38 protein-coding genes are annotated in these 23520 nt (G+C 70.9%); 26 read left to right on the forward strand and 12 right to left on the reverse strand.

The features are described 5' to 3' along the window. Positions 1–91 precede the first annotated feature (91 nt). The 4 genes from HDA43_RS33710 (at position 92) to HDA43_RS33725 (ending at position 2526) form a co-directional block, all read left to right on the forward strand. Positions 92–439: a hypothetical protein gene (locus HDA43_RS33710; RefSeq protein ID WP_179829039.1), complete on the forward strand. Its 348-nt coding sequence runs from the start codon at positions 92–94 to the stop codon at positions 437–439. Continuing rightward, positions 436–777: a hypothetical protein gene (locus tag HDA43_RS33715; protein WP_179829041.1), complete on the forward strand. Its 342-nt coding sequence runs from the start codon at positions 436–438 to the stop codon at positions 775–777. Before HDA43_RS33710 ends, HDA43_RS33715 begins: the two co-directional genes overlap by 4 nt. Before the next feature lie 11 nt (positions 778–788). Beyond that, positions 789–1499 (forward strand): hypothetical protein, encoded by a 711-nt coding sequence (locus HDA43_RS33720; RefSeq protein WP_179829043.1) that lies wholly within the window; start codon positions 789–791, stop codon positions 1497–1499. A gap of 187 nt (positions 1500–1686) precedes the next feature. Continuing rightward, complete coding sequence (locus tag HDA43_RS33725; protein WP_179829044.1) at positions 1687–2526, forward strand: hypothetical protein; 840 nt, start codon at positions 1687–1689, stop codon at positions 2524–2526. Between the two features lie 5 nt (positions 2527–2531). Here HDA43_RS33725 and HDA43_RS33730 read toward each other — a convergent pair whose 3' ends face one another. The 5 genes from HDA43_RS33730 to HDA43_RS33750 all read right to left on the reverse strand — a co-directional run bounded on the left by HDA43_RS33730 (position 2532) and on the right by HDA43_RS33750 (position 8211). After that, positions 2532–3794: a DUF6884 domain-containing protein gene (locus tag HDA43_RS33730; protein WP_179829046.1), complete on the reverse strand. Its 1263-nt coding sequence runs from the start codon at positions 3792–3794 to the stop codon at positions 2532–2534. A 353-nt stretch (positions 3795–4147) separates the two neighbouring features. Beyond that, positions 4148–4756, reverse strand: coding sequence for a hypothetical protein (locus HDA43_RS33735; RefSeq protein WP_179829048.1), 609 nt, complete (start codon positions 4754–4756; stop codon positions 4148–4150). Positions 4757–5384: 628 nt separating this feature from the next. Then, positions 5385–6248, reverse strand: coding sequence for a viomycin phosphotransferase (gene vph / locus HDA43_RS33740; protein ID WP_179829050.1), 864 nt, complete (start codon positions 6246–6248; stop codon positions 5385–5387). A gap of 52 nt (positions 6249–6300) precedes the next feature. Further along, positions 6301–7422: an IS630 family transposase gene (locus tag HDA43_RS33745; RefSeq protein WP_312873681.1), complete on the reverse strand. Its 1122-nt coding sequence runs from the start codon at positions 7420–7422 to the stop codon at positions 6301–6303. 198 nt (positions 7423–7620) lie between these two features. Next, a complete protein-coding gene (locus HDA43_RS33750) occupies positions 7621–8211 on the reverse strand; it encodes a phage tail tube protein (RefSeq protein WP_179829054.1) in 591 nt (196 codons plus the stop codon). A gap of 155 nt (positions 8212–8366) precedes the next feature. Here HDA43_RS33750 and HDA43_RS33755 point away from each other — a divergent pair, with 155 nt between their 5' ends. The 17 genes from HDA43_RS33755 to HDA43_RS33835 all read left to right on the forward strand — a co-directional run bounded on the left by HDA43_RS33755 (position 8367) and on the right by HDA43_RS33835 (position 17074). Continuing rightward, positions 8367–8534 (forward strand): hypothetical protein, encoded by a 168-nt coding sequence (locus HDA43_RS33755; RefSeq protein ID WP_179829056.1) that lies wholly within the window; start codon positions 8367–8369, stop codon positions 8532–8534. Then, entirely contained in the window at positions 8531–8866 is a 336-nt protein-coding gene (locus HDA43_RS33760) for a hypothetical protein (protein ID WP_179829058.1), read from the forward strand. Before HDA43_RS33755 ends, HDA43_RS33760 begins: the two co-directional genes overlap by 4 nt. Before the next feature lie 95 nt (positions 8867–8961). Further along, a complete protein-coding gene (locus HDA43_RS33765; RefSeq protein ID WP_179829060.1) occupies positions 8962–9303 on the forward strand; it encodes a hypothetical protein in 342 nt (113 codons plus the stop codon). A gap of 62 nt (positions 9304–9365) precedes the next feature. Further along, complete coding sequence (locus HDA43_RS33770) at positions 9366–10217, forward strand: hypothetical protein (RefSeq protein WP_179829063.1); 852 nt, start codon at positions 9366–9368, stop codon at positions 10215–10217. Positions 10218–10234: 17 nt separating this feature from the next. Then, a complete protein-coding gene (locus HDA43_RS33775; RefSeq protein WP_179829065.1) occupies positions 10235–10537 on the forward strand; it encodes a hypothetical protein in 303 nt (100 codons plus the stop codon). Positions 10538–10600: 63 nt separating this feature from the next. Further along, the gene (locus HDA43_RS33780) at positions 10601–10966 is read left to right on the forward strand and encodes a hypothetical protein (protein ID WP_179829067.1); all 366 of its coding nucleotides are present in this window, start codon (positions 10601–10603) and stop codon (positions 10964–10966) included. A 64-nt stretch (positions 10967–11030) separates the two neighbouring features. Continuing rightward, complete coding sequence (locus HDA43_RS33785; protein WP_179829069.1) at positions 11031–11669, forward strand: NUDIX domain-containing protein; 639 nt, start codon at positions 11031–11033, stop codon at positions 11667–11669. 70 nt (positions 11670–11739) lie between these two features. Then, entirely contained in the window at positions 11740–11976 is a 237-nt protein-coding gene (locus tag HDA43_RS33790) for a hypothetical protein (protein WP_179829071.1), read from the forward strand. 31 nt (positions 11977–12007) lie between these two features. Continuing rightward, positions 12008–12220 (forward strand): hypothetical protein, encoded by a 213-nt coding sequence (locus HDA43_RS33795; RefSeq protein ID WP_179829073.1) that lies wholly within the window; start codon positions 12008–12010, stop codon positions 12218–12220. Between the two features lie 62 nt (positions 12221–12282). After that, positions 12283–12861 (forward strand): 3'-5' exoribonuclease domain-containing protein, encoded by a 579-nt coding sequence (locus tag HDA43_RS33800; RefSeq protein ID WP_179829076.1) that lies wholly within the window; start codon positions 12283–12285, stop codon positions 12859–12861. Positions 12862–13007: 146 nt separating this feature from the next. Next, complete coding sequence (locus tag HDA43_RS33805; RefSeq protein ID WP_179829078.1) at positions 13008–13469, forward strand: hypothetical protein; 462 nt, start codon at positions 13008–13010, stop codon at positions 13467–13469. 185 nt (positions 13470–13654) lie between these two features. Further along, on the forward strand, positions 13655–13876 hold the full coding sequence (locus HDA43_RS33810) for a hypothetical protein (protein ID WP_179829080.1): 222 nt from the start codon (positions 13655–13657) through the stop codon (positions 13874–13876). 787 nt (positions 13877–14663) lie between these two features. Continuing rightward, the gene (locus tag HDA43_RS33815; RefSeq protein ID WP_179829082.1) at positions 14664–14822 is read left to right on the forward strand and encodes a hypothetical protein; all 159 of its coding nucleotides are present in this window, start codon (positions 14664–14666) and stop codon (positions 14820–14822) included. After that, positions 14819–15037, forward strand: coding sequence for a hypothetical protein (locus HDA43_RS33820; RefSeq protein WP_179829084.1), 219 nt, complete (start codon positions 14819–14821; stop codon positions 15035–15037). The genes HDA43_RS33815 and HDA43_RS33820 overlap by 4 nt, the downstream gene beginning before the upstream one ends. Positions 15038–15068: 31 nt before the next feature. Next, a complete protein-coding gene (locus HDA43_RS33825) occupies positions 15069–15569 on the forward strand; it encodes a 6-pyruvoyl trahydropterin synthase family protein (protein WP_179829086.1) in 501 nt (166 codons plus the stop codon). A gap of 684 nt (positions 15570–16253) precedes the next feature. Next, the gene (locus HDA43_RS33830; RefSeq protein WP_179829088.1) at positions 16254–16793 is read left to right on the forward strand and encodes a helix-turn-helix domain-containing protein; all 540 of its coding nucleotides are present in this window, start codon (positions 16254–16256) and stop codon (positions 16791–16793) included. Beyond that, positions 16793–17074: a hypothetical protein gene (locus HDA43_RS33835; protein WP_179829090.1), complete on the forward strand. Its 282-nt coding sequence runs from the start codon at positions 16793–16795 to the stop codon at positions 17072–17074. The genes HDA43_RS33830 and HDA43_RS33835 overlap by 1 nt, the downstream gene beginning before the upstream one ends. Positions 17075–17146: 72 nt before the next feature. Here HDA43_RS33835 and HDA43_RS33840 read toward each other — a convergent pair whose 3' ends face one another. From HDA43_RS33840 to HDA43_RS33855, 4 genes are all read right to left on the reverse strand, one after another. Further along, entirely contained in the window at positions 17147–17377 is a 231-nt protein-coding gene (locus tag HDA43_RS33840) for a hypothetical protein (RefSeq protein ID WP_179829092.1), read from the reverse strand. 11 nt (positions 17378–17388) lie between these two features. Beyond that, positions 17389–18174, reverse strand: a complete 786-nt coding sequence (locus tag HDA43_RS33845; RefSeq protein WP_179829094.1) for a hypothetical protein — start codon at positions 18172–18174, stop codon at positions 17389–17391. A gap of 57 nt (positions 18175–18231) precedes the next feature. Next, the gene (locus HDA43_RS33850; RefSeq protein WP_179829096.1) at positions 18232–18501 is read right to left on the reverse strand and encodes a hypothetical protein; all 270 of its coding nucleotides are present in this window, start codon (positions 18499–18501) and stop codon (positions 18232–18234) included. A gap of 91 nt (positions 18502–18592) precedes the next feature. Beyond that, entirely contained in the window at positions 18593–18829 is a 237-nt protein-coding gene (locus tag HDA43_RS33855) for a hypothetical protein (RefSeq protein WP_179829098.1), read from the reverse strand. A 180-nt stretch (positions 18830–19009) separates the two neighbouring features. On the opposite strand from HDA43_RS33855, the gene HDA43_RS33860 reads away from it, so the two are divergent. After that, positions 19010–19912 carry a hypothetical protein gene (locus HDA43_RS33860; RefSeq protein WP_179829100.1) on the forward strand — a complete coding sequence of 301 codons (903 nt, stop codon included), beginning with the start codon at positions 19010–19012 and terminating at the stop codon, positions 19910–19912. Positions 19913–20097: 185 nt separating this feature from the next. Here HDA43_RS33860 and HDA43_RS33865 read toward each other — a convergent pair whose 3' ends face one another. Together HDA43_RS33865 and HDA43_RS33870 are read right to left on the reverse strand one after the other, a co-directional pair. Continuing rightward, positions 20098–20469: a hypothetical protein gene (locus HDA43_RS33865; protein ID WP_179829102.1), complete on the reverse strand. Its 372-nt coding sequence runs from the start codon at positions 20467–20469 to the stop codon at positions 20098–20100. 105 nt (positions 20470–20574) lie between these two features. Next, a complete protein-coding gene (locus tag HDA43_RS33870) occupies positions 20575–20733 on the reverse strand; it encodes a hypothetical protein (protein ID WP_179829104.1) in 159 nt (52 codons plus the stop codon). A 684-nt stretch (positions 20734–21417) separates the two neighbouring features. On the opposite strand from HDA43_RS33870, the gene HDA43_RS33875 reads away from it, so the two are divergent. The 4 genes from HDA43_RS33875 (at position 21418) to HDA43_RS33890 (ending at position 23072) form a co-directional block, all read left to right on the forward strand. Continuing rightward, positions 21418–21585 (forward strand): hypothetical protein, encoded by a 168-nt coding sequence (locus tag HDA43_RS33875; RefSeq protein ID WP_179829106.1) that lies wholly within the window; start codon positions 21418–21420, stop codon positions 21583–21585. Positions 21586–21651: 66 nt separating this feature from the next. Further along, positions 21652–22365 (forward strand): hypothetical protein, encoded by a 714-nt coding sequence (locus HDA43_RS36210; RefSeq protein ID WP_179829108.1) that lies wholly within the window; start codon positions 21652–21654, stop codon positions 22363–22365. Between the two features lie 73 nt (positions 22366–22438). Next, the gene (locus tag HDA43_RS33885) at positions 22439–22798 is read left to right on the forward strand and encodes a hypothetical protein (RefSeq protein ID WP_179829110.1); all 360 of its coding nucleotides are present in this window, start codon (positions 22439–22441) and stop codon (positions 22796–22798) included. A 73-nt stretch (positions 22799–22871) separates the two neighbouring features. Beyond that, positions 22872–23072 carry a hypothetical protein gene (locus HDA43_RS33890; protein WP_179829112.1) on the forward strand — a complete coding sequence of 67 codons (201 nt, stop codon included), beginning with the start codon at positions 22872–22874 and terminating at the stop codon, positions 23070–23072. Positions 23073–23187: 115 nt separating this feature from the next. On the opposite strand, the gene HDA43_RS33895 is transcribed toward HDA43_RS33890, so the two are convergent. Then, positions 23188–23379 carry a hypothetical protein gene (locus tag HDA43_RS33895; RefSeq protein WP_179828962.1) on the reverse strand — a complete coding sequence of 64 codons (192 nt, stop codon included), beginning with the start codon at positions 23377–23379 and terminating at the stop codon, positions 23188–23190. Positions 23380–23520: the final 141 nt, after the last annotated feature.

Raw genomic sequence — 23520 nt, forward strand, 5'->3', positions numbered from 1 at the left:
CCCCCCGATGAGCCGGGAGGAGGGTGGCGCAAACCAGGGCTTACGTCGCACGAGGCGACGCAAAGCCGCATCGCTGGCACCATCCGGGGCCATGACTGCCGCGACCCTGCCCCTGCTGATCGAGCAGGGCGCGACCTTCGAGCACGAGCTCGACGTCGAAGACGACGGCGGCCCGGTCGTCCTGACCGGCTACGCCGCCCGCATGGACATCCGGCCCTGCGCAGGGTCGGCGACGCTGCTACACCACCTGGACACCCGCGCCGGCGGAATCACCATCGACGGCCCGGCCGCGCGGATCACGCTGCTCATCCCCTCCGCCGTCACCGCGACGTTCGCCTGGACCAGCGCCGTCTATGACCTGCTGCTCACCGCGCCCAGCGGCCGCGAGCAGTTCCTCATCGAGGGCCCGGTCACGGTGAAACCCGGGGTGACCCGGTGACCGATCCCGTGATCGTCCGCGTCACCGAGCAACGCACCATCATCCGCCTCACCACCCGGCCCACGACCGTCCGCGTCGGCGTGCCCGGCCTGCAAGGACCACCCGGCCCGGCGGGGGAGCGCGGCCCGGCCGGACCCGGCGGCGGCGGCTTCCACACCCACCACCAGGACGTCCCGGCGAAGGAGTGGGCGATCCCCCACGACCTCGGCCGCCGCCCCGCCGTGGCCGTCGAGGACGTCGACGGCCACGAGATCGACGCGAACGTGTTCTGCCCGGACACCGCGACGGTGATTGTCACCCTCGGCGCGGCGACCGCCGGCCGAGCCCATCTCAGCTAAGGAGCGCCGTCATGGCCGTGAAGAAGATGCTCGCCGGAGACTACGACTGGGGCGGCGGCAAGCTCACCAACGTGGGCGACGCGACCGCTGACACCGGCGTCCCCTCCTGGGGGCAGGTCAAGACCCTCATCAACGGCGCGATCTCGTCCCTGGACTACAAGGGGTCGGTGCGGGTCGCCTCCACCGGCAACGTCCCGGTCGCCGCGGCGCCGGCCACCCTGGACGGCGTCACCCTCGCCGCCGGCGACCGGCTACTCCTCAAAGACCAGACCGCGGCCGCCGAGAACGGCCTGTACGCCTTCGCCGCGGCTGGGCAGCCACTCACCCGCACCGCCGACGCAGACACCGGCACGGAGGTGACACCGGGCCTGTGGGTCACCGTCGAAGAGGGCACCATCCACGCCGACACCGCGTGGTGGATCACCACGGACGGCCCCATCACAGTCGGCACCACCAGCATCGTCTTCTCGCCGTTCCCGCTCACCTCCGGCGGCGGTGCGGCGAGCCACGAAGCCATCGGGCCCGCCGCCGCGGGCAACACCTGGACCATCACCCACGGCCTCGGCACCAAAGCCATCGTCGTGCAGGTGTGGGACGTGGCCACCAACGAGGAGGTGGACGTGAAGAAGGCCGCGACCACCGACAACACGGTGACCATCTCGGCCGGGGTGCCGCTCACGCAGAACGGCTACCGGGCCGTGATCATCGCCCACACCTCCTGAACCCGGGAGGTGTCCCGTGTCCCGTCATCTCGTCCCGTTGGAGCTCGCCCAGCTCCCCACCCCGCCCACACCCCAGGCCGGGTACGTCGCCGTCTACGCCGGAGCGGACGGCCGACTGTGCCGTGCCGTCCCGGGCGGCGCCGCCGGGCCGGTGTCGCCGTGGCGGCATACCCTCCTACCCGGTGATGTGACGGTCCCAGCCGATAAAAACTACGCCGATGTGCTGGGCCTCCACGTGGACGTTGAGCCGGGCCTGCACCAGGTGCAGGGCGTCCTCACCCTCACCGCGGTCGCCCCCGTGCGCATCGCGACCGGCGCGCAACTCCTCGGGCCCACCGCGTCGGTGGCCATCGACACGTGGCTGCACTACCTCGGCGGCATCAGCGAGATGCACCCCGCGTTCTACTACGGCAGCCTGCTGAGTGACCTGTGGTACTGGCTCCAACCCGGCCAGTCCTTTCAGGCCCGTTTCACCGGGACGCTCAACGTGGCCGAGCCGGGCACGTTGAGCGTCCAGGCGGGCGGCATACCGGAGACCTCTACCTGGCCGTTCGACGCAGAATTCGAGGTCTACGAATGGCAGGTCGACGGCGGGGAGGTCGCTCACACCGACACCGTCCCGCAGTCCGGGGGCGGTGCAGCGCAGATCACCCCGGACGGTGTCGCCGAGACGGTGACGTTCAGACGGCAGATGCCCGCCGTGCCTGGCTACCAGTACCAGGCGGGCGCCTGGCTATGGGCGGACGAACCGTGGGCCGATGCGGGCATTGTGGTCCGCTGGCACGACGGCAACGGCGACATCCTCCGGGAGGACAGCGCGGCCGGCGCGATCGAGGCGGGCGTGTGGGTCCAGCGGGTCCTGAACGTCGCCGCCCCGGACGGGGCGGTGGACGCCTACCTGGAAGTCCGCATGGGCGGCACCCCGCCCTCGTCGGCGGTGCTGTACGTGGACGATGTCACCTGGGCGGGGTTCGGCGGCACTGTCCGCGTCTCCGCCGGGTCGTTCCTCGCCGCCGCCCCCATGTAACCGGGTTACGCGGCGAACAGGTCGAGCTGGTCGAACGCCGCCGCGGAGCGTCGGGCCCGCCGCGCAGCCGTACGACGGCGGGCCGGACGGGGGAGGGCCCGGGCGGCGGGCAGCGGAACCGCCACGGCAGAGACGGCGGGCGGGGCGTCGACCAGCGCGGTCTCCAGCAGGCGGGTGACCTCGACGTCATCGGCCTTGCCGGTGACGTCGAACCAGCCGTATTCGGCGTACTGGGCGGCGATGGCGTCGGCCTGCTCCCACAGCGGCGCGTCCCCGTCGAGCTGCGGGGCGGGCTCGGTGTCCGGGCGCAACAGAGTGGCCACGATGACGTCGAACGCGCGGGCCCGGAACGCGCGCAGGTGGGCGCGGCGCTCGACCTCGCTCACCCCGTCCAGGTGCCGGGCGGCGGAGGAATGACGCTCCCAGCGGCCGTAGTGGCGGACCACGAGCGCGGTGTAGCCCTCGACCAGCTCGACCAGGCGCGGCAGCGCGGAAGCGAAGCGGGCGACCCGCTCTGGGGCGCCGTGCGCCTGGAGGGTGGCCGCGTCAAGCTGGGTTGTGGTGACACCGTTGGCGGCGGCGAACCGGCAGGCCGCCCGCATGCGGGCCGCGACCCTGGCCGCGCCCGCGCCGGTGGGGAAGGAGAAGCGGACCGAGGCGCGACCGGCGGCGATGCGCAGCGTGTCGGCGGTGACGTAGGCGGCGCGGCGACGGGCCTCCTTCGCCAGCCGTTCGACGTGGCGGGCCTCGGCGTGCTCGCGGCAGGACTGCCACAGCGCCTCACGGTCGATCGGAGCGGCGGGAGCCTGCCGGGCGGGGGTGGGCTTGTAGATGGCGGCGAGGCGGGCCATCTGCTCGCCGATGCCGCGCGTTCCGGCGAGGGGCGCGTTCAGGTTCGGCCACACCTGGCGGGCCAGCTCGACGTAGGCGCGGCCGCCGAGCACGGTCACGTCGGCGTCGGTGATGCCCAGGGCGGCGGCCTGGGCGTGCAGCGTCTCCCCGGTGACGGTGCCCGCCTGCCCGGCCCGCAGTTCGTACGGCGCGACGAGCTGGTCGAGGGGGACCAGGCCGTGCAGGGCGGACAGGATCAGCACGCGGCCGCCGCCCGCGGTGAGGGTGTCGGCGGCGCGGCGCGCGGCCCGGTGGTAGGAGCCGACGTACAGGTCGGCCGCGGGGACGGCGGTGGTGGTGTCGGCCTTCTTGCCGCCGCACGGAACGATGACGACGCGGGTCGCGGTGGGGGTCGGCGCGGCGAGCGTGGCGGTCATTCGTTCCTCCTGGGGGGCCGGTGCCGGGGTGCAACCCCCGATCTCACGAATAAAACTGTAGGGCATGTTTACATGCTTGGCAAGGTGGTCCCCAGGCACACCGCGGGGCCGGAACCCGCACGGTCCCGGCCCCGCCCCTCACGTGATCGTCTGTGCCGTCGCCATCATCACATCGAACGCCCGGTCGATACCCGTCTTACCGGTCGTCCCGGTCACCCACCCCGGCCGCTGCACCTCCCGCGGGTTCGGCCGGCGCTGCTCGGCCGCCAGTACCGCGATCTCCTCCAGAATCTGCGCGAGCAGTTCATAGTTCCGCGGCCACGGGTCGGCCCGTTGCTCCGGCGTGGTGTGGATCAGAGCATCGGCGGGGAGCCGTTCGACGCGGGCGAGAAGCCGCCGGACTCCGACGAACCCGGGATCGCCGGGCCGCCGCCAGGCTCCACGGGTGTCGAACCCGGGGTAGTGGTGGGCGAGATCGGCGTCGAGGTCGTCCCACCGCTCACAGAGCTGGAGGACGGCGAGGATTCCCCCAGGCGCAGCCCGTACGCCCGCATCAGCCCCTTCGCCAAAGCGACGATGTCCGGCACCGCCGGCCGCAGCGCGAAGAAGTCGGCGAACCCCTGCTCGCCCAGCAGTCGAACCGCCATCTGCTGCACGGCCGTCATCACCTGGTCGGGCAGCTGCTTGTTGAGGATGAGCTGGTCCACCACCATGTCGATCACGCCCATGGTGGCCGCCTGCGGGTCCTGGGCACGGGCGGCGTCCAGCGCGGTCCGCACGATCAGCCCTAGGTCCACCGCGACATGGGTCAGAGGCTCCAGCACGTCGAGCGGCAGCTCGGTCGGCAGTTCGCACACGATCCTCCCGCGGAACTTCAGCGGGAACGCTTCGGCGACAGCGGCGTTACGCTCGGCCGCGAGCGCTTCCATGCGCTGATTGCGGTCAATGTCAAGGTCGAGCATCTGGGGATCCTCCGGGGGTGGGTTCGGGTAGGTCACCGCGGACCGTAGACGAGCCAGCCCCTTACGTCCCCCGCGCCGTAACAGACTGATAACGGCGGGGGTGAGTGTCTGAACTGCTCCTCTTCATCACTAGTGGTCGCAGTACCGTTCAAACAGATCAGCTAGCACTTCCCACACGATCGGCTCCTGCAGGGCCGATCGCATGGCCGGGGATCGGCCCTGCACCCAGGGACAAGAGCCCGGCCCGGGAAGACAGGAGCACCCTGTGGCTGACTGGTCCATGCCGCCGGAGGAGCCGGACGACGGCGAGAAGTGGCTGAAGCTCGCGCAAGCGGTTGCGGTCCTACTCGACGCGCTGATGGCGCTCCGTGGCGGAGGGGGGCTCAGGTAGCCGTACGGCCACCTGAGCCCGGTTCTGCCGTGAGGCCCCGGCTCGCTTCCACGCACCGCCGGGGCTTCACCCTCACCTACGCGAAGCGCGGCGAGACTCCATACAGCGTAGGTTATGAGACTTCAAATTACTTCCGACTTGCAGACTAGGTACAGCGTTCCTAGTGCTGTGACTGCATAGGTTCGCCGGGTTGCTGTTGCGGTGAAGTGCTTGATGCAGCGGATGTGGCGGTGTGTCTCAGCGGTAGTCGGCCAGGCCGTCCGCGAGTTCTTCTTCGTCGCCGTCGCGGATTGCGTAGAGGGCTTGCTGCAGGGCGAACGTGCCGCGGATCGCGGCGATGCGGGTGAGGAGTCCGTGGTTTGACCAGCTGCCCAGGGTGAGCACCCGCTCCAGGAGTTCAGGGCCGTAGCTGGCGCCGATGGCTGCGAGGTCCTCGGCCGGGTCGCTGAGTGTGACGTCGTCCCAGTCGAGTACTCCGGAAAGGTGCGGCAGGCCGTGCGTCCATTCCCACAGGACGTTTTCGGCACCGAGGTCGCCATGAACCACTCCTCGGGTGAGGTGGGGAAGATTGTCGAGTGCTAGGAGTTCCCGCTCGGCCCGTAGGCGTCCGCTGCCGGACATGAGCGGGAACAGCTCCGCGCGCACGTTCTCCGCGAACCGCCGCCACTGGCCTTCTGCTGCCTGAGGGAGAACTGCTCGTACCGTCTCGTCGGTGCCGGCACGGGCCAGAGCGGACAGCAGCGTGGCGTACTGCGCCGCCACGGTGTCGACCACTTGGGCATCGTTGAGGGCGTCGGTCTCCAGCGGTTCCCCGGGAATGCGGCTGAGTACCAGGAACGGCGCCTCGTCGGTGCCATGGGCGCTGCCTTGGAGCAGCGGCTCAGGTGTGCGGAAGCCGAGGTCGAGGCCGGCGAGTGCGTGTAGCGCGGCTGCCCGCTGGGGTAACCGGGCAGCCGCTGCCCGGGTGCGAGGCAGGCACACGACGCGGTCGGAGCCCATGACCACGATGTGGAATTGCCCCTGCCGTACTGCAAGATCATCCGGTTTGTCGTCGGGCAGCAGACGGCTCAGCAGAGCGCGATGCGTCGTACGGATGCTCACGAGTGTCCTCTGGATCCTTCGATGGGTCGGAGGCGAAGTGCACGAAGTGCTCTCAGGCCGCGCCAACGAGCGGGCGCCCACCCCAGCGAATGCCCTTCTCGCTGCGGATGCGGGCCCGTTCTCGTCGCTGAGCGGCCAGTACGTCGGGGTGGCGCGCGTTGGCGTTGCGCCAGCGCAGGTAGCGGTGCAGGGCCCGGGTCTGTGCGGGATGGCTGCGGTGGTGGGAGTTGGCCAGGGTGAACTGCCGCAGCGGGCCGAAGTGGGCCTCGATCGGGTTGGCCCAGGAGGCGTAGGTCGGGGTGAAGCACAGCTCGACCTTGTTCCTCTTCGCCCAGCGGCGGATGTCCGCGCCAGTGTGGGCGGAGAGGTTGTCCAGGATGATGTAGATCGGGGCTCCGTCGGGTCGGGCGGCGCGGATCGACTTGAGCGCGGCCAGGGTGTTGGCGGTGCCTTTGCGACGTCGGTTGACGCCCCAGAGGCGGTCGTCGCCCACGGTGTAGCAGCCGTGGAAGTAGGTGACGCCGTGGGTGCGGCGGTAGGTCGCCGGCAGGCGGTCGGGCTTGCCCTGTTTCGCCCAGCAGGAGCCCGCGGTGGGTCGGATCCCCAGGGGCCCGAACTCGTCGAAGGCGAAGACCCGGTCCGGGAAGTGCTCCAGGACGTGCTCGATCCGGTCGAGTTTGGCGTCGCGTTCGGGGTCGGGGGACTCCTTCCATGTTTTCGTGCGCTGGAAGGTGATGCCGCGGCGGCGGAGCAGGCACCGTAAGGCTTCGCGGCCGATGCGGATGACGCGTCCGTGCACGCGGCGCAGGTAGGCGGCGAGTTTGCGGATCGACCAGCGGGTGAAGGGCTGGCCGAGCTTGGTGGGGCGGGTCGTGGCCGTCTGGATGACGAAAGTTTCGTCGTCAGGGGTGAGTAGGCGGGGACGGCCTCCCGCCCATTGAGGGTCCAGGCAGGCCAGGCCGATCTCGTTGAACCGGTGGATCACCTCCCTCACCGTGTCCTCGTCAGCCTGGACCAGTTGGGCGATCACCGGTACGCGGTTCCCGCCGGCGGACGCCAGCAGCATCATCGCCCGCCGATAGCGCACCAAACTGGTACTGCCCCGACGCACGATCTGCTGCAGCTTCTGCCCTTCCTGATCGGTCAGTCTGCGCACCCGCACAGGCTCGGCCACCACACCTCCAGCGATCAGAACGGACGTCACCGCCCATCCAACCGCTCCAACTACCAACCCGGCGAACCTATGCGGTCACAGCACTAGTAGCCGTTTGTATCCGCGTTTGTATCCGCGTTCGTATCTACGGCGGCTCGCTCCCGACTCACCCGTACGTCGGTAACGCAGCGCAACCTCAGCCGCCGCGACGGGCGCCGGTCACGGGGTCTCCTCCGGCTCCGGCGCGAACGCCGCCCAGGTGCCCGACATCATGTCGTAGTACGGGGCGCCGATGTCACCACCGAGTACCGACAGACGCAGCGGCAGCGTCGACGCCGAGGTCTTCTCGAACGACTGCTCGACGCCTTCGGCCTGCTCGCAGCGGGGCACCATGCGGCGCAGCTTCCGCGAACCGTCCGACAGCTCCACGCACGCCGCCGTCTCCGTGCGGAACCCGATCGCCGGCGGAGTGAACTTGTAGTAGAAGGCACCGCCACCGCTGGGGGTGACCTTCTCGATGGTGCCGCCGCCGTACACCGCCCGGAACGACGCCAGGGTCCACTCCAGGAGATTGACCTCGATCGTGGCCGCGTCCTCGGTCTGCCAGCGCCTCACCGCGTAATTGCTCTGGTGGGCGCGGGTCTCCTCGAACTTCGGGTCGGTCTTCCAGTTGTAGCTGTCCGGGGTGAACAGGCCGATGTCGTACCAGCCGGACGGCATCGGCACGGCGACACCGTCCGGGGCGACCGTGCCGACCGGGGCGAGCCACAACCGCGCCTGCTGCGGGATGAACACGTTCTCGGAGCCCATGGGGTTCCCTCCCAGCCACTCGCCGCCCGCCCGCGCACGGCGAACAGGGCGTATCAGGTTGGGGACCCGGGCGCACAGTAGGGACGAATGCCGCTTACGTCGCGCTGACCAGCGGCTCAGGACGTAAGCGGTCATATGCGCTACACGTGCCGGCCATGACGACGAGCACCAGACCCGCCGCCGCGCAGCCGAAGACGGCGCGCTGGCGGTGCCTACTGCGGCCGTGCCTCCTACGCGGCGCCTGGCAGCCGGCCGCGCACCGGGAGGCGGCGCTGGCCGCCGGGCGACGCCACTACCTGCTGACGCACTGGGAGCGGCCGTGAGCGCCGGGGAGAGCATCGTGGCGGTGCTGCGGTGGGCGTGTGCGGCGATGCCGCTGGCGATGCCCGCGGCCGCGGCCTGCTACCTCCTTGGGGTGCGGGTCGGCCGGGCGGCGGCCGCGCGGGAGCTGGTCCGGCTGGAGCGGCGGCTGGAGACGTTCACGGTGGTGCTGCGGCCGCTGGCGGACGCCGTGCGGGTGGGGGAGTACAACGTCGCGTTGCCGGTGCAAGACATGGCGGTGCTGGCGCTGCTGGTGGACGAGCCGGGCGGGGACGGCGACACGCTCGCCGCGCTGGAGCGGGCGTTCCACGGTTCGGACCCACCCACCCACTAGACACATCAATAAATTTCCCCTACATTTCTAAGTGTGAGTGAGGGGAGCGGTTCCCTCCACTCCACCCCCTCCAACGCCCCAGGAAAGGCATGATCATGAGCTTCCTCCGCCCCTTCGCCGGATACCTCGCTGACGAGATGGCCGGTCTCGGCTTCACCGACCACGGCTACGACCCTGAGGAGCTGGGCGGCTACGACGCCATCCTCACCCGCGTCTACCGGCGGGATGGCGTCGCGGTCGAGGTCCGGGAGGACACCGGCGACGTGACCGTCCGCCTCTTCGGGTGGGGCCCGGTCTACGGCGGCGACGACACCTACCGGCACGGCCACCTCTCCCAGGTCACGTTCTCCGACACCTGGCCCGTCGCGAGCCTCCTCGCCACCGTCTCGGCCCTGGTCGCCGCGAACGTCGAGAACGCCGCCCCCGCCGCCGCCTGACCACCGCCCGCCCCGCCCGGCTCACCCCGGGCGGGGCCCCCGTCCCAGGAGAACCGATCCTCATGATCGTCACCGTCGCCCTGCTGCGCGCCACCCTCACCGCGCTCAGCGCCCACTACCTGTTCACCCGCCTGCCCGTGATGGTCACGTCCCACTTCGGATCGTGGGCGCACCCGCTCACCACAACCATCCGCTTCGGCTACCTCCAGCCCGCCGACGCCGGCTACGACGACATCCCCATGGGCCGCCTCACCCGCAACCCCGGCGACGGGCCCGCCGTCGCCGCCCTCACCGCCAACCCTCTTGACCACGTCACCCACCGGGACCTCGACAAGGCCCCCACCGTCGCCCAACTCGCACGGGCTCTCGGCTGCGTCGAACTCCTCGACCCCGCCCTGCCGGTCGTCATCCCCGCCGCCACCGACTGGGACGGCCGCCCCCTGCTCGCCCCCATCGACTTCGCCATGGAGTGCGGCTACTACGACCCGTACGGTGAGCACCACCACGGCGTATGGGGCCACGACGAGACGGACGGGCAGGCCGCCCACGTCCTGTGGCCCATCCCCGCCCACCGCGCCGCCACCCCGCCCGCGCCGATCCGGCCCGTGGACTGGCTGGCCCGCCTCAACCAGACCGACGTCTGGGTTGACCCCTACGGCCGCGAACGGCCCGTCAACGCCATGGACTTCTACGACACGTGCGCCGCTCTCGGCTGGCTGGAGGTCAACGCCGCCGCCATCGTCGAGGACCTGATCCGCGGCATCCGCCGCGACCAGGACGCCCACCCGGCCGTCCTCACCCCCGCCCCGGCCGCCCCCGCGCCGCTGCTGGAAGCCGCCCGCGCCGTTCACGACCCGCGCGCCTGGATCACCACCACGCCGCTCGCCCAGGCCCTCATCCGCCCCTTCGCCTGACAAGGACACCCCTCTTCATGGACTGGTACACCCGCCTCATGCAGGACCAGGTCTGGGTCAACGCTGACGGCACCCTGGTTCCCGTCGCGGCCATGAGCCCCCGCGACGCCCGCAACGCCCTGGCCTTCCTGGAACGGCAGTCGGACGGCGTCACCATGGCCGCCGCGAAGGCGTACGACGCGGTCGCCGCGACCGACCTCGACGTCATGACCGCCGACCCGATCACCTGGCTCGCCTCCACGCCGCTCGTGCAGGCCCTCGCCGACCGCGCCGCCCCCTACCTCTGCGACACCGCCCACCCCGCCCCTCAGCCCGCCTAACCCCGCCCCGCCCCGCCCGCCCGGCCCGGGCGGGGCGGGACCCCACACGGAACGGACACCTCCATGGCCATCAACCACGTCAACGCCACCACCAGCAGCCCCGTGAACGGCCCCACCGTCATCACGATCGACCGCGCGCCCCGCACCGGCGCAGTGACCCCCTACGTCTCCACCTACACGACCGACGTCGACGACTACCACTACCGCCCGGGCGGGCAGCGCTTCACCACCGCCTCGCTCCTCCTACCGCGCCGCGACCACAGGCACGTCATGGCCGTGGAACTACGGTTCGAGGACCCCGAAACGGTCACCGACGTCATCGGCTGGCTCACCGAGATCCGGGACCTGCTGTCCCAGCGGCTCACCGCCGACGACTTCCCCGAGCACTCCCGGCGCGCCGGCGACTCCGCCGAGCAGCCCACCGCCTGACCCCTCACCCCTCCGCCGGGCGGCGCCCAGGTGCGCCGCCCGCCCCCACCCCCGAAGGACTGCCATGTTCGACGTCACCGCAGACGAACACATCGACGACCCCTCCGTCATCGACTGGCCCGCCCGCCAGGCCGCGGCCGCCTTCCCCTACAAGGTCGTGGACGGCCGACCGGACAACCCGTTCCCGCCCGCCCCCGGCACCACCCGGCCCACCCGGGGCAAGGGAGGACTGTGGCACTGGGGAGAACGCCAAGCCGCCGACACGATCGTGACCGTGGCCGCCTTCGGCCGCCGCTGGCTTCTCATGGTCCTCCGCGACGACGGCAACGGCTGGGCGGTGCCCGGCGGCTGCCTGGAGCCCGGCGAGACCCCGGTGGAGGGCGCCATCCGGGAGTGCCGGGAAGAGACCGGCCTGGACCTGTCCCCGGCCGGCGGCGTCCGCACGAACCACATCACGCCGCTCCCCGTCCGGCCCGTGCCCGACCCCCGCGCCACGAACGAGGCGTGGATGGTGACGTGGCCGGTCCTGGTCGGACTGGTGGGCGGCACCGAGTCTCTCCCCAAGGTCACCGGAGCCGATGACGCGGCCGAAGCCGATTGGATCATCGCCGACAGCTACGCCGTACTGGTCAAGCACCTGGAGTACCGCGGCGGGCACGTGTTCGCCGCGCACGTGGACATGCTCCAGGAGATCCTGCGCTGACCCCGCCGGGCCCGGCCCCGGCCGGGCCCCTCAGCCCACCCCTCACACCCCCTGACCCACGGAGGACCCGATGACCAGAACGTTCACCCCCAACCTGCTCGACGCGCTCACGGAGCGCATCGGCAAGCAGGCCGCCACCCAGGCCATCAACCTCTTCGCGGCCTGGGCCGACGGCGCGGCCAACGAGCTCGACATCGTGGCCGGCGAATGCCCGTGCCCGGAGGACCACGCCGCGGACGCGGAGCACTTTCGCCACCTCTCGCTGGTCATGGTCAACGTCTACGACGCAGACCCCTCCGCCGCCTGACCCCGCCACCCCCGAACGGCAGGAACACCTGATGAGCACCTACGAGAAGCAGATGCCGATCCACCGGGTTCGTTGTGACGCCACTGGCTGCAACGCCGAGTTCGAGGCGCGGTACAAGTTCGACCGCAGATACCCGGAGCTCACCCGGCAGGAGGCCAGCCGCGCTGGCTGGGACGTCCCGCCGCCCCGCGGCAAGGGCTCCCGCTCCAAGGAAGATTTCTGCCCCGAGCACCGTCGCCGCTGACCCCTGCCCCGCCCCGCCCGGTGACACACCGGACGGGGCACCCCTGACAAAAGGCATGAACCTTGAAGCTGTTCTATGACTGCGAATTCCTTGAGGACGGCCGCACGATCGACCTCATCTCCATCGGCATGGTGGCCGAGGACGGCCGCGAGTTCTACGCCGTGAACGAGGACATCGCGACTGACCCGCTCCACAGCTGGATCTGCCGGCACCAGTGGCTGATGGAAAACGTCGTGCCGCACCTCCCGCTGAGCACCGGCCGTACTCGCACCCAGAAGGGGCACGGACGCATCACGACGTCCAGCACCTACCTGGGGTTCTTCAACCTCGACATGACCAGTAACGACGTCATGCCACGCAGGATGATCCGCAACGCAGTCCGCGACTTCATCCTCGCCACCCCGGACGTGGAGCTGTGGGCCTGGTACGGCGCCTACGACCACGTCGCCCTCGCGCAGCTCTGGGGCCGCATGATCGACCTGCCGACCGGTGTGCCGATGTGGACGAACGACCTGCGGCAGGAGGCGGCGCGGCTCGGCCTCACCGACGACGACATGCCCACGCAGGCCGAGGGTGAGCACAACGCCCTCGCTGACGCCCGGCACAACAAGGTCATCGCCGCTCACCTCGCCAACCTCTGACCCGTCCGGGGGCGGCGCGGAGTCCAAGGCCCGCCGCCCCCCGGACGCACCACCCCGCCGCCCCGGCCCGCCTGAACCGAAGGAGAGCGCGTGAACGACCGGGAGAAGTACCGCCAGGCGCTCGCCCAGACCGGCCCCGGTGACCAATGACCGGCGCCGACCCTGACGACTTCCTCGAGCTCGACCAGGCCGACCCCGGCGAGGAGGAACCCGGCCGGTCGCGGCGGCCGTGGGCGCGCTGCCGGTGCGGCCGCCGCATCTGGGCCAAGAAGTCCCTCCTGCTCGGGGAAGGCGGCAAGTGTCGGCGCGGCCGCCGCCGCCCCGGGCGCCTCCGAACATCAGCCGGACGCCGCTACAGCGTGACCGGCCAAACCGACCTCTTCACCACCCGGGAGACCTTCATGAGCACCTTCACCACCGACCAGGCCGCCGACCTCGTCCACGAACTGATCGCCGACGACTACTACCCAGAGCTGAACGCCTACCTCGAAGTGAAGCGCGACGGGGACGCCATCACGGTGTCCCTCCGGCCCGCGGGCCAGACCACGACCGTGCTGCGGTTCGGCGTCCGCGTCTACCCGCTCGACCCCGCCCCCGGGCAGCCCTGACGTTCCAGGCAGGAAGAAGGACAGTACGGATCGACAATGTAAAGGCGGCCGCTTCGCACATGAAACGGCCGCCTTCGTACTGCACGGCGCACCTGACCAGCAGCAACGCCCCGGGGGGAGAGGTGCGTAATCGAACGTGTGTGCGGCTGGCGATGCATTGGTCACCGCGTGCGATCCTGGGAAGTATGGTCGCCGCGAACGCACCCCTTACCCCGCCGCCCGGGCACACCCTCGAAGACCTCGAAACCTGGTCCTTCGCCTGCGCCACCGGCGCCCACGCCGAATGCGTCGGCAAGCGCCTCAACCCGGACCCCGACTGCCCGGCCGATCAGATCAACCAGCCCTGCGACTGCACGGTGTGCGCCCACCGGCCGCCGAGGAAGGCCGGCCGCCCCCGCGCCAAGTAGAAGCGCCGTTAAGCAGGTCCGATGATGATCATGAAGGTGCCTTCCCGCGCGAAAGAGCTCTGCTGAAGCTCCCGGAACGGGGAAGAGAAATCAAGAGCGAAGGTTGGCTGATACGGCAGTATTCATCCAGTGGCAACTTAGTGGCCAAACCGTCTTTTTGAATACTACCAACCTACTATCAGGCTGTGACCAGGGGCTTAACGGTATTCTGTTGGCTGACTCAGTGTACAGACTGCGGGAATTACCCGTACCCTGGACGAGCAGATGCGGCCCATGGGGAAGCCTCTGCACGCAGGAGAGGCCCCGACCGGCGGCAAACCAAGATCGGGGCCCCTCTTCGGTGGGATCAGACTTGGCTAGGTGCGCTGCCTAGCCAAGTCTGATCGTGCGCAGCGCCCAGTCCACCACGATGAGAACCGCTCGTGCAATGAGCAGGTATCCCTCTCTGGAGTTGGCCGCCTTGCGGCGTCGCTTACGCGGCATGGACTTTCCTCTCTGTGTAGCAGGGCCCCAACAATCTCGGGGTCGACGGTGAGGCCCGTCCCGGTCGATCCCGCGCGGGAGTACCGACCGAGGCAGAGAGCCGCCTGCACGACGCTTGCACCAGCGTAATTGGCCGCGGCTCAATGTGCATTCGATCCCTGAACTTGAAGTAAGTCATCAGCGCAGCTCAAAGGCGCAATCCCAACTCGGAAAATTCATGCGCAGAGTTACTATGAGTCTGGGCCTGGCTTTGGCGGGAGCACGCGGCGCGACGTTAACGAACGAACCTGCTACCCATCACGGCGTGAATACGCCGATCTATGACGCCCTGGTCGCCGAGCTCGCCGACCAGGAGCGAACTCCCCACGGTCGCGCTGCTGAGCCGCGCCCCTGGTTCACCCCCGCCGTCGCACCCGGGCGCGCCGACGTCCTCGACACCACCCCCGCCGGGGTGATCGCGTGACCGCACCCCACCGGCCCGACACGGCGCAAGGCTGCGCAGCCCTGTTCGAGCAGCTCATCCGCTTCGCCACCGCCGCCGCCCTGCTGTGGAGCGCCCTCACCACCAGCCGGCCCGACCTCGCGGCCCTGTGCTGGACCCTGTTCGGCCTCTTCATCCTCGGCCTCATCCTGCACCACGCCGCCACCTCCGCCCGGCCACCGCGCCGACCCCACTGACCCCGCCGACTCCGCGCCGAAGGACAACCTCGTGTTCACCGCGACCCTCGACCACACCTGGCAGGCCAGCCACTCCCTGCCGCACCTGCCGGGCCGCTGCTCCAGCATCCACGGCCACACTTGGCGGGCCTCTCTCACTGTCGCCGGCCCCTACCTCGACCCCAGCGGCATCCTGCTGGACTTCGCGCCGCTCAAGGCCCACATGCGCGCCTGGATCGACGACCACCTGGACCACGCCCTCATGCTCGGCGCCGGCGACAACCTCGTCCCCCTGCTCGACCCCGGCCCGGGCGGGGAGCCGTCCCCGCTCGCCGCCGCGTTCGCCCAGCGCGGGCAGCGCCTGTTCGTCTTCGGCCAGGACTTCCCCGACGTCGCGTGGCCCAGCGTGGAAGGCATCGCGCAGCTGCTCGCCCACCACGCTCACGCCTGGCTGCGGGACTCCACCGGCCGGAGCGACCTCCACGTAGCATCCGTCACCGTCCGCGAGACCGACAGCGCTTCAGCCACCTGGCACAACCCCACCACCCGGTGAAGGAGAACCCTGCCGTGACCACCCCTGACGCCGTGACCGTGCCCACCGCGGATTTCACCCGCCTGGCTGACCTCGCCGTCGCCGCCCGGAACCTCAGCGCCGCCGCCCCCCCTGCTCCCCAACACCCTCCACACCACTGCCGCGGTCGCGGAGCCACTGCCCGGCGTCGAGCCCCAGCCGGCGGCCCCGGCCAAGCGCGGCCGCCGAACCGCCGCCGACGTCGCCGCCCACAACAACCGGATCCACGCGCGCCTCGACGGGCTACCCCTCGGAGCGACCGCCGCGGACCTCATCACCGCCGACACCTCCCCCAGCCGCGTCTACAACGCTCTGCGCACCCTGGAGAACCAGGGGCGGGTCTTCCACACCGGCTACGGCTCCACCCGCTGGTACAGCAGCCGCCACCGCGCCGCCCTGCTCGACACCCTCCGCCGGCGCGTCCCGGGCCATGACCTCACCGTCGCGGAAACCGCGGCGATCCTCGACCTGCCGGAGACCCGCATCCGCGAACTCGTCACCGCTCAGACCCTCACCGGCCGCCGCGTCGGCAAAGTGGTCATCGTGCTGCGCACCTCCCTGCTGGCCTACATCGACACCATCGGCGCCCACACCGGCCCGGCCGACGCCGAGTAGCCCCCAACCTCGTTCACCCGTTCACCCGCACACAGAGGGGAGAGGAACCCGATGGGACGCGGACGCCCGACCAAACTCACCCCCGAGCTTGCCGACCGCTTCGTCCAGGCCCTGGAGGAAGGCAACTCGATCCGCCGCGCCGCAGCCCTCACCGGCATCACCCGATCCACCGCTCATGCCTGGATAGCCCAGGGCGAAGCCGACGACGCCCCACCCGAGTTTTCGGACTTTTCGGACAGGGTTACGCGCGCGCGTACGCGAGTGATGGGGGACCTGTTCAACGCGGCGATGCAGGATGCGATCGGCGGGGTGGAGATCAAGCGGACGGTGCGGCCGGACGGGTCGGAGGAGACTCAGGTGACGCCGCCGAACGGCAAGGTGGCGTTGCAGATGATGGCGCTGCTGGATCCGGAGGAGTGGTTGCCGCGGAAGGCTGTGGAGCTGTCCGGGCCGGGTGCGGGGCCGGTGGAGGTGTCGCATCAGGCGGATGTGGTCGAGGGGATTCTCGCTCGGGTGCGGGCGGCGCGGGAGCGGCGGGCCGCCCGGGCGGCGAACGATGCCGGCGGTGATGGTGTGGGGGTGGGGGAGTGATGGCGAGTAGGGACGTGCCGGGGGATTCCCGGGAGGCGTGCGCGGGGCGGCATCCGGCGGGGCGTGGGCTGGTGGGCCGGTTCACCCAGACGCATCCCTGGCTCGCCGAGCCGGACGGCCGCGCCGAGTCGGACGGGCCGGGCGGGGGTGAGGTGGTGGAGCTGCGGGCCCGCGTGGAAGACCTGGAACGCCGCCTGGCGTCACTCGAGCGGCCGGAGCCGTACGACGGCGTCGAGGTCGTCTCGCTCGACGGGCGACGGTCGCGGCGGCTGCGGTGGTAGCTGGCGGCTGAGGCGGGCGGGAAGGGCTCGACCCCCGGGGGGAGGGGGTCGGGCCCTTCTTCGTGTCCGAGGTCAGGGGGTCGAGCGGCGGGCCCGCCGGGCGAGCATGCGCGCCTTGATCTGCTCCGTGGTCGGCTGTGTCCAGGGATGCCAGCCGACGTCGGGCACCCAGCGGCTCACGTGGTCGTAGGGGTCGCTGTTCAGGCCGGAGGGGCTGGCGTACTTATCGACGCCGCACCAGCGGCAGCCGCCCGGGTTCGGGATCGGCTTGCCTTCGGCGGGGAGCGGGGCGGTGTGCTTCATAGTGGGGGCTCCTACCGGGTCGGGTATGTGCGGGTGGTCGCGCGGCGGGCCCGCCGGACGGGGCGGCCGCCGGGGTGGCCGGCCGGGTGCGCGCGGCGGTGCCGTGCGGTGCGCACCGGTGCCGGGTGGTGCGGGCGGGCCGGGGTACGGCGGTGCCGTGCCGGGACGGCCGCGGCCGCGGCGGCGGCCGGGGTGGGGGAGTCGAACCGGGCGGCGTGCTCGACGGCCGCGCCGGTGATGGTCTGCACCGTGCCGTCGTCCCAACGCTCGGGCTCCTCGGCGGGCGCGTTGATCGCATCCCACACGGTCGCGTACCGGCGCGAGACCTCAGCGGCGGCGCGGACGGCGCGCCGCTCCTCCTCAGCTGCATACGACTCCTCGGCGCGGGCGAGCGTCGCCTCCAGGCGGGCCCGCACCTCGGCCTCATACCGGGTGCTGGCGGCGTGCCATTCCCGGTAGCGGCGCGTGGCTTCCCGCCCGCCGTACAGCGGCGCCAGGTCCTCGGCCTCCTCGGCGGCCGGGGCGGGGGAGACGGCGCGCCACGCGGCGAGCGCGTCGCGGCCGTCGTCGGTGAGGATCACGGCCGTGCCGGTGACGGTGAGGAACCCGGCGGTTTCGAGGGCCAGGATTCGGGCGCGGGCGATGGCGCGGCCGCGGCCGCCGCGCACACCGGTGCGGTAGAAGCCGCGCGCGTCCTGGTGGAGGTCGCCGGCGGCGGCCCATGCGATGGCGTCGGCGTGGGCGGCGGTCCAGCCGAGCCGGGCGGCCTGGTCGTACTGGCGGGCGGTGATGTGCATGGTGGTCCTCCGGTCGAGGGGGCGGGCCCTGTGCGGGGGCCCGCCCGGGGCAGGGGGTTAGGCGGGGCAGGTGCCGCAGTGGGGGCAGGCGTCGGGCCACTCCTCGGCGGCGGAGAGGTAGACGCTCACCAGGTAGATGCGGCAGGTGAACGCGATGGGGTTCGCGCCGCAGCAGTCGGTGTAGGCGTCGCCGTTCAGGTCCTCCAGGACGCCGACGTTCGCGGTGCCGGTCGCGCCGCAGGCGGGGCAGGCGGGATCGACGTGGGGGATGTAGGCGGCCGGTGCGGCCGCAGGGGCGGCGGGGGCGTCGAGGAGGGTGATCGTCACGTCCGGTCCTTCCGGGGGCTGTGAGGAGGTTCCTGGGGCTGTGTGGGGTGTCCGGGCGGGCGGCACCGCGCCGCCCGCCCGGACACCGCTGCTAGGCGGCGCAGTGGTCGCAGATGGCGATCTCGCCGCCGGTGAGGCAGTCGGTGATGCGGGCGGCGCAGGCGTCGCAGAGGTAGACCTCGCGGGAGGCGACGGCGTCGGCGACCAGGTCGGCGGCGTCGGTGGCGTCGGTGGCGGCGAGCCAGCCACGGTCGGCCAGCAGGGTCGCGGCGTCGGCGAGCGCGTCGCGGGTGAAGACGGGGAGCGCGGCGACGGTGGTGGTGGTCATAGGTCCTCCCTGGGGTTGAGCCGGGGAACCGCTCCCCGGACTCACACATAAAAGTGTAGGGCATATTTACAGAACTGTCCATCCGGGAGGCCGGTTGCGTTTCATGTAAACATGCCCTACAATTCTATATGTGAACGGGGCGAGCGGTTCGCCCCGACACCAACCCAGGAAGGACCTTCCATGGTCTCCATTCGGGCCTACGCCCTCGCAGGCGTCGCCGCCCTCGCGGCCCTGCTCACCCCCGCCGCCGCCCAGGCCGGCACCGGCGGCACCATCACCACCCCCACCACCGGCCACACCGTCAAGGCGGGCGCTCCCCTCACCGCGTCGGCGGACGTCGCCAACGTGTGCGACGCCCGCCTCACCATCACCCGCCCGGACGGCGACAGCCGACTCCTCGCCGCCGCCCCCGCCGACCCCATGTGCGCCCCCACCACGTTTGGCGGCACCTACACCCCCACCACGGCGGGCACCTACACCCTCACCCTGGCGGCCGGTAAGGGTGCCGAGATCGACACGATCGAGATCGTCGTGACCGTGCCGCCCGCCCCGGCCCCCACGCCGACCCCGGCGGCACCGGCTCCCGCCCCCGCGACCGACTCGACGCCCCCGGCCACCCCTCCCGCGACGCCCCCGGCGACGCCCGCCCCCACCGTGACCGTCACCGTCACCCCGACCCCGGCCAAGCCGAAGACCACCCCGACCCCGACCCCGGCCAAGCCGCGCCCCACCGCGACCGTCACGGCCACGGCCACCGTGCCCGCCCAGGCACCCGCCCCGGTCTACGCCCCGCAGCCGCAGGCGTTCGTTCAGCCGCCGCAGCCCGCGCCGACCGCCCCGGCCCTGCCGGAAGTGGCTCAGGAGCCGCGCATCGCCGAGTCCGCCCCCGCCCCGGCGAGCACCCCCGCCACGGACCTCGCCGCGCAGCCCGTCGCCGACTCCTCCGACACCGGCATGTTCGGCGCGATCGGCAGCATCGTCATGCCCGTCGTGACCGTCCTGGCTCTGGCGTACGGGTTCCTGGCGATGCGCCGGACCCGGGGACGGCACGCCGCCGACCCCCTCACCAACGACAAGGAGTAGCCCCCACGGGCCCCCGGCGGTGCCGGGGGCCCACACCTCCCGGAACCGCCCTAGGTCCGCTACGCGGAATCTGAGGCTGGCAGTAGGCAGGCGGGAGGGGCCGGCGCGGATGCAGCAGGCATGCCCCGGTGAACGCCCCAGCTGGTCAGGTGACGAGGCCCAGTGAGCGCCCTCCGCGTATTGGGTCAGCGCCAGCTGGTGCGACCGGTGCGGTAAATGGGGCCTTCATTGATCGGGACGGTCTCAAGGATGGTCTCGCCTTTGTGCTGGGTGAAGATGATCGCGTATTCGCCGGTGCAATTCTCGCAGTGACCGGTCAGGGCGATGCGTTGGCGGCGACCCTCGCCGACCGCAGGACCGGCCGGGGCGATGATCTCTTCACGGGTCACCTCACCAGTGATGGCGCTGACGTGGATCTCCCTGGGTTCATGGTCCTCTTTTCGGGCGCTGATGTAGGCGTGTTCGACGTGGGTGTTGTTGCCGCCGCACAGGGGACAGGCCATGACACCGTCGGAGGTGTAGGTGAGCATGCCTGGCTCGGGGGTTGGGGTGGTCATGAGGTGTGGTGTACCCGGCGGATGTGATCACCTCACGCGTTGGAGCGGGCAGCGGCCGCCAAGGCGACCGCCGCCCATGTGTTGCCGACTACCGGCCCAGCGTCGTCACAGACGCGGGAACGGCAGAACGCCGAGGTCCACGCCGCAGGCGGCACCCAGCACGATCACGATCGTGATGATGATGACCCGTAGATGCCGGCCCCAGCTCTCCGGGACCCGGATCTCCGTTGTCCTTTTCCACGTGAAGCAGTTCGGACTGTCCATGCAGCGGCCTCCTTCGGCCTCGAAGCGAAAATAAGTCGCTGCCGGACCCGGGCCTCTTCATGATCGAGAGTTCCCGTCGATACACTGCGCTTGGATACCTACGCAGGTACACGCCGGGCCCCCGGGTTCGGCAGTACCGCAGCGCCGCCCGGCCCCTCTGCCAAGGGGTCGGGCATTGCTGTGGTACTGGGAAAAGAGTAGCGGCGCCCCCCGGCGGTTCCTGGTGAGTAGCAGAGGTCACCCAAGCCCCACGAACCTCGATGTTTTCAGGCTGTCTCGCCTCATAGCCAGGTCACAGCGGCGTCATTGCGCGTCATCTCTGCGTCGTTCCTGTGTCGTCCGCTGGCCCTTGGGCCACATCACGTCATGGCATGGAACACCGCCACTAAGGGCAACAACATGGAACTTCCGCTGATCGAGCATGAAAACCGGGCCGTGTGCGCTTGGCCGGGCCGCACATCAGCGCGTTGTGCTCTGTGGGGAGAGGGGCCGGGCGTGAGCATGCCAATGCGGTCTTGACGAAGTACTTGATGCTGTCGAAGTACTCCACGAAGTAGTTGATACTGGCGACGAAGTAGGGGCCAAGGAAGCACATAGTCACTCTGGTCTTAGGGATAGCAACGGCCTCAGCCAGTACGGCGCGTGCCTGACGTGCCTGTGGGAGGAGGTCGAGCGGCGGGCCGCGTGATCGGGCCGAGCTGGGGCGGCACCCTCGTGCCCGAGGCGGGGAAGCAGGTCACGGTGTACACCGACCACCGGCCCGAGCCGATCGGGGTGTCGGCGAACCATCGGGCGGGCGCGCGGCGGCTCGCGCGGTTCCACGGGATGCGCTTCACCTGTCTGCACGGGTAGCCGGGGGCTGAAAGTCGCAGGTCAGACCCATTGCCCATCCAATAAACATGCCCTACACTTTTAAGTGTGAGCAAGGAGGAGCGGTTCCCCTTCGCCCACCCGTTCCACTACGCCCCAGGAGGCACCATGACCACCCTCGCCCGCATCACCGCCGCCGTCACGCACGGCAACGAATACAAGGCCCGCGCCGAGGTCATCCCCGCCGTCCCCGCCCGCTACCCGGCCATGGCCCACCTCATCGCCGACGCCCGCGACGCCTACCTCATCGCCGCGGCCGCCGCCGGACTGCCCACCGAAGGACTCCCCGAGATCACCACCCTCGGGCGCATCCTCCGCGGATGGATCGACGCCCTGACCGACACCAGCGTCACCGCCGTCGCCATCGGCGCAGGCTTCCCCGCCCACCTGGCCCCCATGGTGTCCGTCCGCTGCCTGCGCGCCTGGCTCACCCTCCCCGCCTACGGGGACGACGCCAAGCTGAACCACATCCTCAACACCGCGCGCAAGCGCTACGCCGAGGCGTACCCCGACCTCGCCACCCCCTGCCACGAATGCGACGCCGACCCCGGCGAAGAGTGCAGGGGCGACTGCCTGGTCGCCTCCGAGTTCGCCGACCACGTGCCCGACGTCGCCGAGATCGTCAGCGCCGCCGACACCCCCGCCTCGTGGCTGGTCTTCCCGCCGAACGTGATCCGCGCCCTGGCCCTCCACCAGCACGAAGTGAAGGCCCTGCACCTGCTCGCCATCGAGTCCGGCGACCCCAACGCGGTCGTCGCGTAACCCCCACCCCTGCCTCCGGCCCCGCCCACCCCGGGCGGGGCCCCACCCCCGGCATCCCCGAACGGAGACCACGATGAGCATCTACGCAACGATCAAGGGCGGTATCACGATCACCCCGCCGATCCCCCTCGCCGACATCGACCCCGCCAGCCACCACCTTCCGGCCAACCGCCCCGCCTGGGCATCCCTCCCCATCGCCAACCTCGCCTTCCACCTCGACGAAACCAACGGCGTCGCCGACCGTCTCGTCCCCGCGGTCGCCTTCGGCTACAAGATCGGCCACCCCGCCGGGGAACTGGAGGAGATCATCGCCGCCCACGGCGCCGGCCGGACCTTCGCCGGAGAGCTGGAGATCATCGAAGAGGAAGGCGACAGGGCCACGATCGGCGTCGTTGACGACCACGTGGTCGAAGAGTTCAGCGACGACTGGTGACCCCTCCGGCCGCCCGGCCCGACCCGGGCGGCCGCCCCGCCCCCTGACCGCCCTTCACGATCGGACACCCCTCGTGGACCGCACCGCCCCGTTCCTGACCCACTTCACCCCGGCCGCCCTCGCCACGCTGAGCCGCATCGCCATCGAGCTGTACGGCACCTACGGCGACCCCCACCAGGCCCTCACCGCCGAACAGGTCCGCACCCTCAACGACACCGCGCAACTCCTCGCCGACCTCGACGAGCCCACCCCGGCCGCCAGCGGGCACGCCTGACGACCCGCCGCCCCACCCCACGGGCACCCCGGCACCCGCCTGGGTGCCCGTTCCCATGTACGGCGCAGGTCCGCCCCGGCCACCTCACCCCGGGGAAAGCGCCGGCGTTCCCGGCCTAGTCGCGGAACGACCCGTCCGCCCGGCGCAGGTGCCTCCTCAGCAGGTGCTTGCAGTTGGGGCAGTGCCGCATGAACCCGCGCTTGAACAAGAACCCCACAACCGTGAGGTACAGGAACCCGACCATCATGTGCTGCCCCATGCGGGCAACGGCCGGCTTGGTGCAGGTCTTACAGTCCCGACAGCTCACGGTCCCTCATCACGTCGACGGGTGATCACTGCCTTTGCATCGGGCCGCGGCCTCGATGCGTAACAGGAAATGCCCGGAATGGCCCCGGCCCGCCCCGGGGTGACGTTAACGCCCGAACCCGGCATCCTCCCGGCGAACCAC

The organism is Streptosporangium sandarakinum (genome assembly GCF_013409935.1).
Taxonomy (GTDB): domain Bacteria; phylum Actinomycetota; class Actinomycetes; order Streptosporangiales; family Streptosporangiaceae; genus Streptosporangium; species Streptosporangium nondiastaticum.

Excerpts from the sequence above, each read along its gene's own strand:
- HDA43_RS33770 (WP_179829063.1), top strand. The coding sequence starts at position 9,366 with ATGATCGTCACCGTCGCCCTGCTGCGCGCCACCCTCACCGCGCTCAGC.
- HDA43_RS33830 (WP_179829088.1), top strand. The coding sequence starts at position 16,254 with ATGGGACGCGGACGCCCGACCAAACTCACCCCCGAGCTTGCCGACCGC.
- HDA43_RS33810 (WP_179829080.1), top strand. The coding sequence starts at position 13,655 with ATGGTCGCCGCGAACGCACCCCTTACCCCGCCGCCCGGGCACACCCTC.
- HDA43_RS33865 (WP_179829102.1), bottom strand. The coding sequence starts at position 20,469 with ATGACCACCCCAACCCCCGAGCCAGGCATGCTCACCTACACCTCCGAC.
- HDA43_RS33750 (WP_179829054.1), bottom strand. The coding sequence starts at position 8,211 with ATGGGCTCCGAGAACGTGTTCATCCCGCAGCAGGCGCGGTTGTGGCTC.
- HDA43_RS33870 (WP_179829104.1), bottom strand. The coding sequence starts at position 20,733 with ATGGACAGTCCGAACTGCTTCACGTGGAAAAGGACAACGGAGATCCGG.
- HDA43_RS33710 (WP_179829039.1), top strand. The coding sequence starts at position 92 with ATGACTGCCGCGACCCTGCCCCTGCTGATCGAGCAGGGCGCGACCTTC.
- HDA43_RS33855 (WP_179829098.1), bottom strand. The coding sequence starts at position 18,829 with ATGACCACCACCACCGTCGCCGCGCTCCCCGTCTTCACCCGCGACGCG.
- HDA43_RS33780 (WP_179829067.1), top strand. The coding sequence starts at position 10,601 with ATGGCCATCAACCACGTCAACGCCACCACCAGCAGCCCCGTGAACGGC.
- HDA43_RS33735 (WP_179829048.1), bottom strand. The coding sequence starts at position 4,756 with ATGCTCGACCTTGACATTGACCGCAATCAGCGCATGGAAGCGCTCGCG.
- HDA43_RS33785 (WP_179829069.1), top strand. The coding sequence starts at position 11,031 with ATGTTCGACGTCACCGCAGACGAACACATCGACGACCCCTCCGTCATC.
- HDA43_RS33730 (WP_179829046.1), bottom strand. The coding sequence starts at position 3,794 with ATGACCGCCACGCTCGCCGCGCCGACCCCCACCGCGACCCGCGTCGTC.
- HDA43_RS33835 (WP_179829090.1), top strand. The coding sequence starts at position 16,793 with ATGGCGAGTAGGGACGTGCCGGGGGATTCCCGGGAGGCGTGCGCGGGG.
- HDA43_RS33805 (WP_179829078.1), top strand. The coding sequence starts at position 13,008 with ATGACCGGCGCCGACCCTGACGACTTCCTCGAGCTCGACCAGGCCGAC.
- HDA43_RS33790 (WP_179829071.1), top strand. The coding sequence starts at position 11,740 with ATGACCAGAACGTTCACCCCCAACCTGCTCGACGCGCTCACGGAGCGC.
- HDA43_RS33845 (WP_179829094.1), bottom strand. The coding sequence starts at position 18,174 with ATGCACATCACCGCCCGCCAGTACGACCAGGCCGCCCGGCTCGGCTGG.
- HDA43_RS33795 (WP_179829073.1), top strand. The coding sequence starts at position 12,008 with ATGAGCACCTACGAGAAGCAGATGCCGATCCACCGGGTTCGTTGTGAC.
- HDA43_RS33765 (WP_179829060.1), top strand. The coding sequence starts at position 8,962 with ATGAGCTTCCTCCGCCCCTTCGCCGGATACCTCGCTGACGAGATGGCC.
- HDA43_RS33885 (WP_179829110.1), top strand. The coding sequence starts at position 22,439 with ATGAGCATCTACGCAACGATCAAGGGCGGTATCACGATCACCCCGCCG.
- HDA43_RS33720 (WP_179829043.1), top strand. The coding sequence starts at position 789 with ATGGCCGTGAAGAAGATGCTCGCCGGAGACTACGACTGGGGCGGCGGC.
- HDA43_RS33755 (WP_179829056.1), top strand. The coding sequence starts at position 8,367 with ATGACGACGAGCACCAGACCCGCCGCCGCGCAGCCGAAGACGGCGCGC.
- HDA43_RS33860 (WP_179829100.1), top strand. The coding sequence starts at position 19,010 with ATGGTCTCCATTCGGGCCTACGCCCTCGCAGGCGTCGCCGCCCTCGCG.
- HDA43_RS33775 (WP_179829065.1), top strand. The coding sequence starts at position 10,235 with ATGGACTGGTACACCCGCCTCATGCAGGACCAGGTCTGGGTCAACGCT.
- HDA43_RS33840 (WP_179829092.1), bottom strand. The coding sequence starts at position 17,377 with ATGAAGCACACCGCCCCGCTCCCCGCCGAAGGCAAGCCGATCCCGAAC.